This is a genomic window from Paraconexibacter sp. AEG42_29 (assembly GCF_040581415.1).
GTDB lineage: Bacteria > Actinomycetota > Thermoleophilia > Solirubrobacterales > Solirubrobacteraceae > Paraconexibacter.
Genome location: NZ_CP114014.1, coordinates 1560034 through 1573276, shown reverse-complemented (window position 1 = coordinate 1573276; position 13243 = coordinate 1560034). Strand labels below are relative to the sequence as shown.

Annotated in this window: 9 protein-coding genes; all 9 read right to left on the bottom strand. The window is 72.2% G+C overall.

Translation table 11 applies throughout. The features are described from left to right. Window positions 1-30: 30 nt before the first annotated feature. Entirely contained in the window at window positions 31-690 is a 660-nt protein-coding gene (locus DSM112329_RS07585) for a hypothetical protein (RefSeq protein WP_354701205.1), read from the bottom strand. A 42-nt stretch (window positions 691-732) separates the two neighbouring features. Then, window positions 733-1533 (bottom strand): TlpA disulfide reductase family protein, encoded by an 801-nt coding sequence (locus DSM112329_RS07580; RefSeq protein WP_354701204.1) that lies wholly within the window; start codon window positions 1531-1533, stop codon window positions 733-735. Then, window positions 1530-4241, bottom strand: coding sequence for an MMPL family transporter (locus DSM112329_RS07575; RefSeq protein ID WP_354701203.1), 2712 nt, complete (start codon window positions 4239-4241; stop codon window positions 1530-1532). Before DSM112329_RS07575 ends, DSM112329_RS07580 begins: the two co-directional genes overlap by 4 nt. 67 nt (window positions 4242-4308) lie before the next feature. Then, window positions 4309-5850, bottom strand: coding sequence for an MlaD family protein (locus tag DSM112329_RS07570; RefSeq protein ID WP_354701202.1), 1542 nt, complete (start codon window positions 5848-5850; stop codon window positions 4309-4311). Continuing rightward, entirely contained in the window at window positions 5851-7203 is a 1353-nt protein-coding gene (locus tag DSM112329_RS07565) for an MlaD family protein (protein WP_354701201.1), read from the bottom strand. It lies immediately after the preceding gene. Further along, window positions 7200-8897 (bottom strand): MlaD family protein, encoded by a 1698-nt coding sequence (locus DSM112329_RS07560; RefSeq protein ID WP_354701200.1) that lies wholly within the window; start codon window positions 8895-8897, stop codon window positions 7200-7202. The genes DSM112329_RS07565 and DSM112329_RS07560 overlap by 4 nt, the downstream gene beginning before the upstream one ends. Next, a complete protein-coding gene (locus DSM112329_RS07555) occupies window positions 8897-10315 on the bottom strand; it encodes an MlaD family protein (protein WP_354701199.1) in 1419 nt (472 codons plus the stop codon). The genes DSM112329_RS07560 and DSM112329_RS07555 overlap by 1 nt, the downstream gene beginning before the upstream one ends. Continuing rightward, window positions 10312-11898, bottom strand: a complete 1587-nt coding sequence (locus tag DSM112329_RS07550; protein ID WP_354701198.1) for an MlaD family protein — start codon at window positions 11896-11898, stop codon at window positions 10312-10314. Before DSM112329_RS07550 ends, DSM112329_RS07555 begins: the two co-directional genes overlap by 4 nt. Then, on the bottom strand, window positions 11895-13226 hold the full coding sequence (locus DSM112329_RS07545) for an MlaD family protein (RefSeq protein ID WP_354701197.1): 1332 nt from the start codon (window positions 13224-13226) through the stop codon (window positions 11895-11897). The genes DSM112329_RS07550 and DSM112329_RS07545 overlap by 4 nt, the downstream gene beginning before the upstream one ends. Window positions 13227-13243 lie beyond the last annotated feature (17 nt).

Genomic DNA, 13243 nt, shown 5'->3' with positions numbered 1-13243 from the left:
CTCTCTCCACGTTCGAGGGTAACGCGGTGATCAGGTCCCGTCCAACGCCTCGGCGCATAGCCACAAAGCCTCCTCGACGTAGATCTCGGGCACCCCGGTCACCTGGAGCGCGAACACGCGCAGGGTCCGTGTGGATGCTGACGGCCGCATGCGCGCTGCGACGTCCCCGAAGAGCACGGCGACCGGCGCCCCGGCGTCCGCCACGACGAGCCGCCCGCCCGGCAGCTCGTCGGCGTGCTCCCCCGTCCCGAGCCGTTCGCCGTCACGCGCGAGCCGGATGCCGAGCGGCCCGTCCAGCCGGCCCGCGTCGACGGCCCACAACCCCACGCAGGTCTCGATCAGCGCGACGGCCAGCGCGTCCTCCAGGTGCCCGCGCGAGACGAAGCCGCCGTCGAACAGGCGGTCGAGCGCGAGCGCCTCGATCGGGGTGCGCGTCGTGTCGGGGTCCAGCCCGATCGACCGGAAGAAGACGCGGTAGGCGTGCGGGATCGGCTCCCGCCGGAGTGCCACCGCCTTGGCACCGCTGAAGCGTCCCGAGAGCCGCCGCAGCTGCATCCGGAGCCCTTCGGGTGACGCACGCCCGCGCGAGGCCGGGGCCGGACGGTCCATCCAGCGCAGCCGCAGCCCGGGGAACTCGGCGGCGACCGCATGATCGACCCAGCCCTCCTCGACGACCGGGTCGTCAGCCATGTGGCCCTCGCCGACCGAGCCCCTGGGCGAGTCCTTCGGCGCTCACGTCTCGTCGGGGAGCGGCCGACCCGCGGCGAGGGCGTCGAGCCGCGGCTTGAGGTCGGCCGCGCTCTTGTCGCCGAAGCTCGTCCCGACGACGCGCCCGCCCTTGGCGATGAACGTCATCTCCGGGCAGATGACGACGTTGTAGAGGGTCGACAGAACGCCGTCGCGGTCGTAGGCGACCGGGAACGTCCAGCCGCGGTCGCGGACGATGCCCCGCACCTTGTCCTGGCCGGACTTGATCGCGATGCCGGCGAACGTGACGTCGTCGCGCGTGCGCGCGATGCGCTCGATCGTGTCGAGCTGCTTGGAGCACGGGTCACCGCGCGTCGCGAAGAACGCCAGCACGACCGGCTTCTCCGCGTAGAGGTCGCAGATGTTCAGCACGCCCTCGCGGTGGATCGAGCAGGCGGGGACGCGGCCGGCGTCCTCCTGCTCAGCCTCGCGGGCCACGTTGACGTCGCCGTCCAGGTCGCCGGTCGCGAGCGGCGCGGCGAACGGCGGCGCGGTGATCCCCACGACGATGCCCCGCGACCCCGGGCCCTTCGTCGTGATCGAGTTCACCGAGACGTAGGCGATGACGAGGACCGCGACCACCCCGACGAACCAGGTGTAGCGGCTCGTGCCGACCGGCAGGCGCGCCGGCGGCGGCCGGTCGCCGGACGCGTCCGGGCCGATGCCGTAGGCCGCCAGGTCGGGATCCCGGCGGTGGGCGTAGCGGTCCTTCGGCGTGGCGTCGCCGCCGAACCCGAGCGGGCCGTCGTCCTCGGGCGGCGGGGTGTCCGGGCCGTCGGGGCTCACCCGGCGGCGACCTGGTCGGCGACGCGCTCTGCGCGCGGGCGGCGTCGCGTCGCCGGCGGTGGCGCGTCGCGACCCGGCGCAGACGACCGCGCGGCGCGGCGCTCGGTCAGCACCAGCACGGCAGGCAGCACGACGAGAACCCCGAGCAGCGACACCGTCAGGTCGATCACGGTCACGGCGCCGAAGTCGCGCAGCATGCGGATGTCGGACAGGACGAGGACCGCGAAGCCCGCGATCGCCGTGATGCCGGACGCAAGGACGGCGGCGCCCGTGGACGCGTACGCGCGGCGCAGCGCGGCTTCCACGCCGAGGCCGCGGATGCGCTCGGAGCGGTAGCGCTCGGCGAGCAGGACGCTGAACTCCGTCGAGATCGCGATCACGAGCGCGCCGAGGGTCACGGACATCGGGTTCAGCGGGATCCCGGACAGCGACAGGAGCAGGGCGGACCATCCCGTCGCCAGCGCGATCGGGATGAGCGGCACCAGCGCGCGTCGCGCGGAGCGGAGCGCGACGAGCAGCACGAGCGCGACCATCAGCAGACCGGCGATCAGCGCCACCACCCGCCGCCACGGCGAGGAGACGTCGGCGTTCGCCTGCGCGGCCAGGACCGGGAGGCCGGCCAGCTGGACCTTCACGCCGGCCGGCGGGTCGAGCTCCTTGCGCATCCGGTCGATCACCTGCTGCTGGCGCTCGAGGGACATCAGCTTGATGCCGAAGGCGAGCGTGGCGGTCTTGCGGTCGGCGGTCAGCACGCCCTGCGAGAAGTAGGCGGGGACCGCGTCCAGCAGGGTCTCGACGCTCTCGCGCGTCTGACCCTTCAGGCCGGAGCGGAACAGGTCGGGCAGCGAGAACGCCGGGCACAGCTGCGCCTTGCCGCAGCCGCGGTCGCTTGTGTAGCCGTAGGCCTTCACGAGGCGCTGCTGGTAGTCGGCCATCCACTGGAGCACCTCCGGGTCCGTCAGGCGGTCGCTCGTGGCGAGGACGTCGATCTCCCCGCCGACGCCGGTGGACTTCTCCAGCTGGTTCAGGTCGCGCAGTGCGGGCAGGTCCTGTGGCACGAGCTTCTGCACGTCCGACTCGACGGTGGCCGCCGTGTCCAGCCCCCACCCCAGGATCGCGATCGCCGCGGCGACGCCGAGGACGCGGCGCGGCCGGCGCATCGCGAGCCCGACGGCGCCCGCGCCGCTGCGGCGGACCAGGCGGCCGACGGCGCCGCCGGTGCGGCGGGCCAGGCGCGTGAGCGGGTTGCCGGTCAGGATGTCCCGCGCGCCGTTCCAGGAGGCGCGCAGCGGACCCACGGCGCCCGGCTTGCGGGTGCTCACCGCGGGGGGCGGCGGAAGCAGGGCCTGCAGCGCCGTCCCGAGGGTCAGGGCGCAGAGGAGCGCGACGGCGATGCCGGCGACCAGCAGCCCGCCGAACCCGCGGACCATCGGCACCGGGCTCAGCAGCAGCACCAGGAAGCCGGCCGCCGTGGCGATGGCCGCGGTGGTCACGGTCGGCGCACCCGTCTTCACGACACGGCCGACGGCGGCGGGCAGGTCGCGGTCGCCCGCGGCGTCCAGCTCCTCCTGCAGGCGCGACTGCAGCTGGATGGCGTAGTCGACGGCGAGGCCGATCAGGACGGGCAGGACCGCGATCGACGCCATCGTCAGGCGCGCGCCGCTGACCCGCAGCAGGCCGAACGTGATGCCCGTGGCAGCGAGCGCGACCAGGAGCGGCGCGAGCCGCAGCCGCGCCTTGTAGACGACCAGCAGCGTGAGCGCCATCACCAGCAGCGCGGCGATCAGCAGCAGCTCGATCGAGCGGGTGATCGAGGTGGTCAGGTCGCTCACGATCACGGGAGCACCCGTGACGACGTAGCTGCCGCCGCCGCCCGCCAGCTTCCATTCGGACATCCGGACCGCCGCGCGGATGTCGGCGATCGCGGTCTTGCGCTGCTGCTCGCTGAGGCCCGGCTTCATCCGGACCTGGATGAGCGCGGAGTCCTTCGTCGGGAAGATGTACGCGAAGCGCGCCTTCGGGGTGCCCGCCGGCTTGGTGTCGTCGAAGACGAGCTTGGCGATCAGCGCCGGCCCGTTCAGCTGCGTGGGGTCGAGGCCGTAGTCGGAGGCGAGCTTCAGCGCCTCCGCGTAGAACTGGCCGACCACGGTCTCGGATGCCTGCTTCGCGACCTTCTCCTGGTCGGCGGCGGAGAAGCCCTTCGCCGCCGCCGCCTTGCGCGCCTGCTCGCCGGCCGCCTGCCCCTGCGCGGTCGCGGTCTGCAGCTGCTGCTGCACCTGGTCCTGGATCCCGCCGACCGCGGTGTTGACGAACGTCCCCGGGCCGAAGACGACCTTCGCGGGCTTCGTCCGGCGCAGACGGCCACACGGTCCCTTCGCGCCCCCGGGGATCTTCGCCTTGGCGGGGGCGTTGCCGGCCAGGCAGCCCTCGAGGCCGATGACGACCTGCAGGTCGTTCGTGAGCGCGAGGTCGCTGACCTTCTCCCTGATGAGGACGTAGACCGCGTCCTCGCCGAAGCGCTCGTGGTAGGCCTGCGAGGCCTTGAAGATCGGGCTCGACCGCGAGATGAACGTGTCGTCCGCGGACGTCGGGCGTAGGCCCAGCGCCGCGACCGTCCCGGCCAGGGCGAGCACCATCACGATGCCGGCGACCTGGCGGGGCCGATGCGCCGCCAGGGACATGATGGCGCCGAGGACGCGGGTCAGCACGGGACAGAGCCTAGTCCGGACGCCCGACGCGCCGCGGCAGCGGCGCCCGGCCCGGCCCGGCGGCCGGTCACTTCCCGCGGCCGCGTGCCGTCCGCGCCACGGCGCCGCCGCTGGCGGTGACCTGCGGGAACGTCGAGGTCTTTCCGTTCACGGTGAACTTGCCCTGCTTGATGCACTTCGGCGCCGGCGTGGTCACGCCTGCCCCGACACCCCCGACCACCGTCTCGAGCTGCTTGGCGAGCGACGCGCCACCGAGCAGGTTCGCGATCGCGCTGACGGGCCCCAGGCTCGGCAGCGTGCCGCGGCCACACTGGCGGTCCTCGTACGTCTCCAGGCCGTCCTTGAGCTTGCGGAACATGCCGGGCAGCGCGAACGCGTTGGTCCGGTTGCTGCCGAGGCGGTTGGCGTAGACCGCGAGGTTCTCGAGGTTGATCGGGTTCGTCGTGCGCAGGTAGTGGACGGGCTTGGCCTCGCCGGGCGCCTGGTTCGTCGCCTGCGTGGCGGCCACGGTGTTGGCGAAGAACGAGTTCAGCTCGTCCTTGTAGAGCCCGAGGAAGCCGAGGATCGGGTTCAGCTGGCGGAGGGTCGGGTCGAGCTCGCCCAAGACCGGGCGCAGCTGGTCGAGGAACTTCTCGGTCGCGGGCAGCCCGGTCTTCGACGTCGTGATGAGCGGGTCGATGTCGCGGAAGAGCGCCTTCAGGTCCGGCGCCAGGGCGGACGTGTCGATCAGGGTCGGGGAGATCTCCCGCGCGGCGGGTCGCAGCTGGGTGATCAGCGGGTTCGTCTCCCGAGCGAAGGTGGTCAGGCGCTCGATCGTCGCCTTCGCCTCCTTCGCGAACGTCGGCAGCGCGACGAACGTGTCCTGCAGCTCCCGGTTGCGCCTGGCCGTCGTCCCGAAGACCGCGTTGGACGTCGTGATGAGCGACGACAGCTGGCCCTCGCGCTCGGACAGCGCGCCGACCACGGTCCCGGTGTTGCGCACCAGGCGCCGGACGGCGGCGCTCTGGGTGTCCAGGAGCTCGAGCAGGGTGTTGGCGTCGTCGGCGAACGGCGCGAGGTTGCCGAGGGCCTCGTTGATGTCGCGGCCGCGGCCCTTCGTCCCGATCGCGAGCTGCTCCATCCAGCTCTGGAACGCGGCGCGCGTCTTCGGGTCGAACGCCCGGAAGATCTCGTCGAGCTCGACGGTCGGCGCGATCTGGCCGTCGGGGAGCGTCCCGCCGTCGGCGACCCAGCCCGCCTTCGCGCCGTCGCCCGGCGTCAGCTCGACGTAGGTCTCGCCGAGCAGCGTCTTCTGTCGCAGGATCGCCCGGGTGTCCTTGGCGATCGGCGCGTAGCGAGGCTTGATCTCGATCAGCGTCCGTGCCCGGCCGTTGGTCTTGTCCGGCTCGATGGTCTTGACCTTGCCGACCGAGACGCCGGACACGCGGACGTCGGCCTCCTTGGCCAGCTGCGTGGCCTCGCCGAACGACGTCTGGAAGCGGTAGCCCTTCGGCTGCAGCGGGACGGCGCCGCCGAAGGTGACCCACAGGAACAGGAGCAGGCCGAAGCAGGACAGCGCAAAGCCGACCATCACCATCACGCGTCCGACTGTCGGCGGCTGCTTGTTCATCTACTTGGTGGCTCCGTTGCCCGGCTGGCTGGTCTGGGGGCAGACCGCCGAGGACTGGACGGGGTTCAGGAGGCCGACCAGCAGCCCGAGCTGGTCGTTGACCTTCTTCAGCTGGTCGAGCGTCGACAGGCCGGCGCAGCTGACGACGAGCAGGCCGCGGCGGGTCACGCCGTGGGCGTCGCCGTTGCCGAACACGGTGTTGCCGAGGTGGTTGGCCCAGGAGAGCCAGAAGAGGTAGCTCTCGTGGTTGTCGCCGGCCTTGTCGTAGGCGAGCTCGTTCAGCAGGTAGTTGACGACCTTGAACGACGCCGTGAGGTTCGGAGTGACCGCCGCCAGGTCGCGGGCCGCCGGGCGCAGCGCGCGGATCGTCGGCCGCGCGTCGCGGGCGAACGGGCGCAGCTGCGTGCGGATGACCGGCTCGGTCTTCGTCAGGAACGGGCGCGTCGCCTTCAGCGCCGGCCCCAGGGCGCGCGCCGCGGGCCGCAGCTGGCCGAGCGTCGGGCCGAGCGTCTTGGCGAGCCTGTCCGTCTTGCCCAGGCCGACGGTGGTCGCCTGGAGGGTCGGCGGCAGCTCGCGCAGGGCCCCGCGCAGGCGCGAGTCCTGGGCGGCGAACCCGGCGAAGACCTCGTTCGAGGCACCGATCAGGCGCGTCAGGTCACGGTCCTTGCCGGCCAGCGACTCCGACAGCAGCCGGAAGTTGTGCACGACCCGCGAGATGCTCTTGCGGCGGGTCGCGAGCTTGCGCGTGATCTTCAGGACGTCGCGGCTGGTGGGCTCGAAACGCTTCAGCGTCGCCGACAGCTGCCGGCCCTGCCCGCGCAGGCCCTCGCCCGCCCCGCCGACGAGCAGCTGCAGGAACTGCCGGGTGTCGCCGTCCAGCGACGCGAGCAGCTCGTCGAGGTTGACGTTCTCGAGCGTCTGCGAGACGGGGATCGAGGCCTTGCCGTCGTGGGCGAGCTCGCCGCTGGTGCGGGTGCCCGGCGACAGCTGCAGGATCATGTCGTTGAGGCCGGTCTTCGGCCGGACGAGGACCGTCGCGTCGTTGTACACGGGCGTGTACTTCTTGCGGATCTTCATCGTGACGACGGCGCGGCCGTCGACCAGGTCGACCTTGGAGATCTCCCCCACCGGGACGCCCGCGATGTTCACGGTCTGCCCCTGGCCCGGAGTGATGGACTGCGCGGTCGGGAGCGTCGCCTTGTAGTCGACGAAGTCCGAGCCGCCGATCGGCACCCAGCTCGGGAGGTAGAAGCGCTGGTGGGCCAGGATGTAGCCGCCGACCACGGTCGCGATCAGGGCCAGGCCCAGGATCGCGCCGAAGTACGGGGCGTACTCGCGGATGGCGCGCTTCACGGCTTCGCCTTCGCGGTCGTGGCCTGGCGGAAGGGGTTCAGGCGCGCGGCGATCTCGGTCGCGAGCGACGCGCCGCTGCCGGCCCGCGGCTTGGGGGCCGTCGCGCCGGCGGACGTCGTGGACCCCGACCCGGACGCGGAGCCCGTGGACGCACGCGCCGCCGCCTCACGCGCGATCGCCGATGTCGCCGCCTGCGTCGAGCCGCCGCCGTCCGCGGGGCCGACCTTCGCGGAGTCCAGGTCCGGGATGGACTGGTCCTTGCACGGGGCGTCCGGGTTGTACGGCGGGCGCGCGCCGGGGAACGCCGGCCGCGTGCCGATCGGCTTCGTCGACGCCTTCCCGAAGAACGCGTCGCCGAGCGCGCCGCCGACCTTCCCGGTGGAGATCGTCTGGTCGCCGCCGCCGACCGCGAAGCGCACGTACGGGCCGTTGCCGTCGAAGTTCGCGGCCTCGCCCGCGAGGCCGACCATCGCGTACCAGAACTCCTTGTAGTTCTCGGCCGGGACCGACAGCGAGCCGTCGTTGATGCGGATGTCGCCGGTCGGCAGGATGACCTTCGTCGCGCACTGGGCGACAAGGTCCAGCTGCGGCAGCAGCCCGATGGTGGTGTCGACGACCCGCGAGAGGTTCGCCGTCGTCGGGCGCAGGTCCTGGGCCAGGCCGCGCAGCTCGGACTGCTTCAGCAGCCCGCGCGTGGTGGCGATCCAGGGGAACGCGGCCTTGATCGTCGCAGGGGTCTCGCGGACGCCGGGACGGATCTCCCGGGCGAACGCGCGGGTGTTCGGGAACGCGGCGTTCAGGCTGGTGAGCGCACTGTTGGTGGTGCGCAGCGTCGGCGCGAGCTGCCGGATGGTCGACCGCAGCGAGCCCGACTCGGACGCGAACGCCGTGACCGTGGTGTTGAAGTTCGTGACGAAGCCCTGCAGCGCGCTCTCGTCGCGGTCGAGCGCCGTCGCCACTGTCCCGAGGCCCTTGATCAGCCGCGAGAGATCGTCGGGCCGCTGCCCGAGCGTGGCCTGGTTGACGATCGACAGGTTCTTCAGCGCGTCGCCGCCCGTGCGCAGCGCGTCGTTCAGCGACTGCGCCGCCGTCTCGCCGCTGACCGCCGGGTCCTGGACGGCGTCCTCGGCGGGGGTCGGCTTGACGGTGAGCCCGTCGCCGAAGCCCTTCAGCGCGGCCTGCAGATCGTCGCGCGAGTCGGCCTGGAGCGCCGTCAGCACCTGGTCGAGCTGGACCGGCGTGGCGGTCTGCGTCAGCGGGATCGTGTCCCCGGAGGAGATGGTCGGCGACCCCGGGGTGCCGGGCTTGAGGTCGACGAAGAAGTTGCCCTCAAGGAAGATCCGCGGCCGGATCTTCAGCGTCGCGTCCTCGTGCAGCGGAAGGCCCTTGTCCTGCAGCTCGAGCGTCACGATCGCGGCCGTCGTCCCGGGCTGGCGCTCGACCTGCTTGACCTTGCCGACGTTCACGCCGGCGATGCGCACCGGCGAGTTCAGGCGGATCGAGTTGGCCTGCGCGAAGACCGCCTTGACGCGGTAGCCCTGCGTGAACGGGATGTCCTTCGTGAAGCCGAGGTAGGTGCCGATCACGGCGATGACGAGCACGATCGCCCCGACGGCGACGGGGCTGAACCCGCCGCGTTCACGGCGGCGGCGCTTGGCCGTCTGACGGCGGGTCGGCTGGGCGGCGGAGCTCATCAGCGGCTCCGGTCGATCGTCGTCTTCTCGGTGGACGTGCCCTGGTTGCCCGGGACGTTGCCGATGACCTGCTTGCCCGCCGCGTACGGCTCGTTCGCGGCCTCGCACTCCTGCGTCTGGCCGGGCGAGCCCACGTTCGGGTAGCTGTTGGCGTGCAGGTAGTTGTCCATCGTCGGGCCGTCGGCCGGTGCGCTCGAGAACGCGCCCTCGCCGTTCGGGCCCTGCGGCGTGGCGATGATGATGAAGCGCTGGCCGGTGCCGTTCCGGTCGCCCACGGACAGCAGGCTCGAGACGTTGCGGAACCACAGCGAGACGTAGTTGCAGACCGTCTGCGCCGGCTTGAGGTAGGCGACCGGCGGGGCCAGGATCCGCGCGGTGTTCGACAGGTCGTCGACGCCGAGCGCGACGAGCGGGTCGGTCGCGAAGCGCTGCAGCGCCTGGAACGTCGGCTTCAGCCGCCGGTTCAGCGCGACGGAGCGCCGCAGCGTGCCGGTGCCGACGACGAAGGCGTCGGTCAGGATCGGGGCGGCGGTGCGCAGCGCGCGGACGCCGGGCCGCAGCTCGGCGAACAGCCGCTCGCTGTTCTGCAGGAACGGCCGCTGCACCGGCAGGCCCGCGATCGCGGCGTCCTGCGCGGGGACGCCCGCGGTGATCGCGTCCTGGATGAACGGGCGGGCGACCTTCGCGAGCGCACGGAAGGTCGTGTCGAGGTTCACGAACAGCGACGCCTGCGTCTCGGCGACCGGCGCGGTCTCGGCGGAGATCCGCCCGAGCGCCTGGAAGAGCCGGGCGAGCCGGGTCTGCGGCAGCGCGAGGTTGCGCATCACGGGGGCGAGGTTGCGCAGCGCCGGGTTCAGGCTCTCGAGGGCGCGTCCGAGCGAGGCGCCGCGACCGGTGAGCGCGTTGCCGAACTCGTTCAGGTTCGACCGCGCGGCCTCGCGGGTCGGCTGGTCGAAGGTCGATAGCACCTCGTCGAACTCCACCTGCTCCGGGCGCGACTGCCCGAGCGCGACGGTGCCGCCGTCCGCGTAGCTCTCGGCCGACGTGCCCTTCGTGATCTCGACGTACTTCAGCCCGAGGGCCGACTTCGACCGGATCAGGATCGTCGAGTCCTTCGGGAGCGGCTTGATCGTGGTGTCGAGCTTCAGTCCGAGCCGTGCCGTCACGGAGCCGTCGGCGTGGTTGACCGGCTCGATCGTCTCGACCACGCCGACCCGCGCGCCGCCGACCCGGACCTCGTTGCCGCGCACGAGGTTCGCCGCGTTCGGGACGTCGGCCTTGAGCGAGTAGGTCGGGACGAACGGCAGGCCGCTGTTCGCGTTGTACGCGAGGAAGACCGCCACCGTGATGACGAGGACCGTCGCCGCGCCGATGAGCACGGGGTTGGCCGCGATGGAGGAGCTGCTGCGGCGCCTCATGGCCCGCCCCCGAGCAGGTAGTCCAGGAGCGCCGCCGTGGCGTTCTGGGACGGGGTGCGGGCGGGCGCGTCGGACGCGCTGCCGTTCGCGGCGGGGCTGGGGTTCGGCGCGGGCGCGGCCGGCTCGTCGCCGCCGCCGGGCAGCACCTGCGAGGGCAGGGCCAGCGCGGGCGCATCGGCCGCGGTCTCCCCGCCGGAGCCGGCGTTCGCCGTGTCCGCGACGGGGGTCTTCCCGAGCGCCTCCTCGGGGCTCATCCCGCGCAGGACCGCCTCGCTACGGGCCAGGGCCGGGGTGCGGCCTTCGGTCCGGCTGCTGTCCAGCGCGGCCCGCGCGCTGCGCTGCGAGCTCTCGGGCGGCGCGAACTTCGACGCGCACGAGGCGTCCGGCTTGACGGCGTAGAGCGAGCAGATGTTCACGAGCAGCTGCGCACGCAGATAGTGGCCGTTGGCGTCGAAGCCGTTGATGGCGGCCACTTGGTAGAAGACGTAGTCCAGGAAGCGCTCGATGCCGCCGGTGTCGCGGATGCTCTCGGTCAGCTCCTTGAGGTCCTTCGACAGCGGCTTGCTCGTAGCCGCGAACGTCCGCAGGTCGTTCACGATCCCGCGGCTCCTGACGAGCGCCTCGCGGCCCGGGACGGAGGCATCGCCCAGGGACACCAGCGACGTCGTCGCCGACCGCGAGAACGGACCCAGCTGCGTGATCAGGCGGTTGATGCTGGGCGCCTCGGTCCGCAGGTCGCTGAGCACCGGTTGCGCCTGGTCCGCGAGGCCGCCGAGGCGGACCATCGTGGGGCGCAGCTCGCGCAGCAGCGACGGCAGGCGCTGGATGTTCTTCTCGAGGTCGGGACGGCGCTCGGCGGTCGCCTCCGCGACGTCGGCGGCCTGCGTCACGAAGTCGGCGACCTTGTCGCGCTCGCGGGCGATGGGGGCCAGCGCGATGTCGGAGTCGCGGGCGAGGTCGGCCAGGACCTGGTCCTGCGAGGCGAGGATCTTCAGGACGCGGTCGGTCTGACGCAGTCCCGGGTCGGCGCTGCGGATGACCTGCTGCAGATCGTTGCCGCGTCCGGCGAGACCGGTCCCGAACTCGTTGATGATGATCGCCAGGCGCTGGCGGTACGGCAGGCGGGTGATGTTCCCGACCAGGTCGATGTCGACCGGGCGGGAGTTCTGGCTGGCCGGGAGCAGGTACTCGCCCTCGCCTTCGCCGGAGGGGATCGGCGTGAGCTTCGGGGACTCCGCGGCACCGGTGACCCGCGGCTGCGTGGGCGTGCACTCGACGAACTTCTCGCCGATCAGCGACTGCGGGCGGATCGTGCACTCCGCGTCCCTGCGGAAGTCCTGGAACCCGGGCTCGGTGATGTCCAGCACGACCACGGCCTTCTGGTCCTGCGTGATGTCGAGCTTCGAGATCTTGCCGACCTTGACGCCGGCGATCTTCACGTCCTCGCCCGGGATCACGGAGAAGGCGTTGTGGAAGATCGCGCGGACCTTGTAGCCGTCGGAGGAGTCGCCCGCCCCCGTACCGAGGGTGAGCAGCGCGACGGCCGCCGCGGCGACGCACGCGATGGCGAGGATGCGCCTCATGGGCCGGGGAGCACCTGGGTCGGGTCGCAGTCCAGCTTGCCGTCCGCGTCGCGGAACGGCGTGGTCTGGTCGGCCGGGGTCTGGCTCGCCGCGTCGGGGCAGCGCTGGAACTGGTTCGTGACCGAGCCGAGCGCCCGGGCCGCGTCGCCCTTGGGCACGAGGACCTGGTTGTTCACGTTGAACGCGTTGAAGATCGGCTGGATCCGCGCGTAGTGGCCGTTGGCGTCGTAGTTGGCCGTCGTCTGCCCGAAGTCCCGCAGCCAGCCGACGAGGTCCGGCGTGTACGGCCGGATGAACGACAGGACGGGCGTGCTCCTCTGGAGCGCGGCGATGCTGTTCCTGAACGTCGGCTGTGCGATGCGCTGCAGCCGCGGCGCCTTGCGCAGCAGCTCGAGCAGGTCGTTGTTCGCGCCCGGCCGGCGGATCACCTGGCGCAGGTCGCTGATCGTGGGCCGCGCCTCGGCGACCAGCGGCCGCAGCCGGCGGAAGAAGGGCGCGAGGTCCTTCGTGGCGGGCTTGGACTCCGCGACCAGCGGGTCGAGGTCGTCGAGCGTCGCCCGCAGGCCCGCGAACGTGGTGTTGGCTCGCCGCAGCGTGCTGGGCAGCACCGCGAGCGACTGGTCGAGGCCGGTGTTCTCGGAGGCGACGGCGCTTGTGGTCGCGTTCGCGTTCGTGACGAGGCTGGTCAGCGTGGCGCGCCGCGCGGCGAGCGCCGTGACGACCTTCGAGGAGCTCACGACGAAGTCGGTGAACGCCTGCTGGTCGGACGTCAGCTCGTTCAGCAGCCGTGAGGACGTCGAGAGGGCCGGGCTGAAGTACCGCGAGCCCTTGTTGGCGTCCTTGCCGGCGCCGTCGTACCAGACCGCCGAGCCCTGGATGACGTCGTCGAGCGCCTTGCGCGTCGGCTTGTCGAGCGTGTTGAACAGCTGGTCGAGGTCGACCGGTGCGGTGGTGGCCCCCGCCTCGAGCGTCGCGCCGTCCGCGAGCACCGGGGCGTTGTCGGGACCCGGCGTCAGCGCGATGTAGCGGTTCGCGATCCCGGAAAGCGACGTGGCGCGCACGATCGCGGTGGTCCCCCGGTGCAGCGGGGCGAAGTCGTCCTCCAGCTCGATCTCGATCTTCGCCTGGTTGTCGTCCGTGAGCGTGATCTCCTTGACGTTGCCCACCCGGCGACCGCCGATCTGGACGTCGTCCCCCGTGACCAGCTGACCGGCGTTCGGGAACGTCAGGTCGTAGCGGGTGATGCCGCCGCCGCTGAGCATCAGGACGCCGACGACGACCACGGCCAGCACGAGCGCGCCACCGGCGAACAGGCGGACAGGAGTCATCGGACCGCCTTAGGCAG

Coding starts and splice junctions, on each gene's coding strand:
- DSM112329_RS07585 (WP_354701205.1), bottom strand. CDS start 690: ATGGCTGACGACCCGGTCGTCGAGGAGGGCTGGGTCGATCATGCGGTC.
- DSM112329_RS07570 (WP_354701202.1), bottom strand. CDS start 5,850: ATGAACAAGCAGCCGCCGACAGTCGGACGCGTGATGGTGATGGTCGGC.
- DSM112329_RS07560 (WP_354701200.1), bottom strand. CDS start 8,897: ATGAGCTCCGCCGCCCAGCCGACCCGCCGTCAGACGGCCAAGCGCCGC.
- DSM112329_RS07555 (WP_354701199.1), bottom strand. CDS start 10,315: ATGAGGCGCCGCAGCAGCTCCTCCATCGCGGCCAACCCCGTGCTCATC.
- DSM112329_RS07550 (WP_354701198.1), bottom strand. CDS start 11,898: ATGAGGCGCATCCTCGCCATCGCGTGCGTCGCCGCGGCGGCCGTCGCG.
- DSM112329_RS07545 (WP_354701197.1), bottom strand. CDS start 13,226: ATGACTCCTGTCCGCCTGTTCGCCGGTGGCGCGCTCGTGCTGGCCGTG.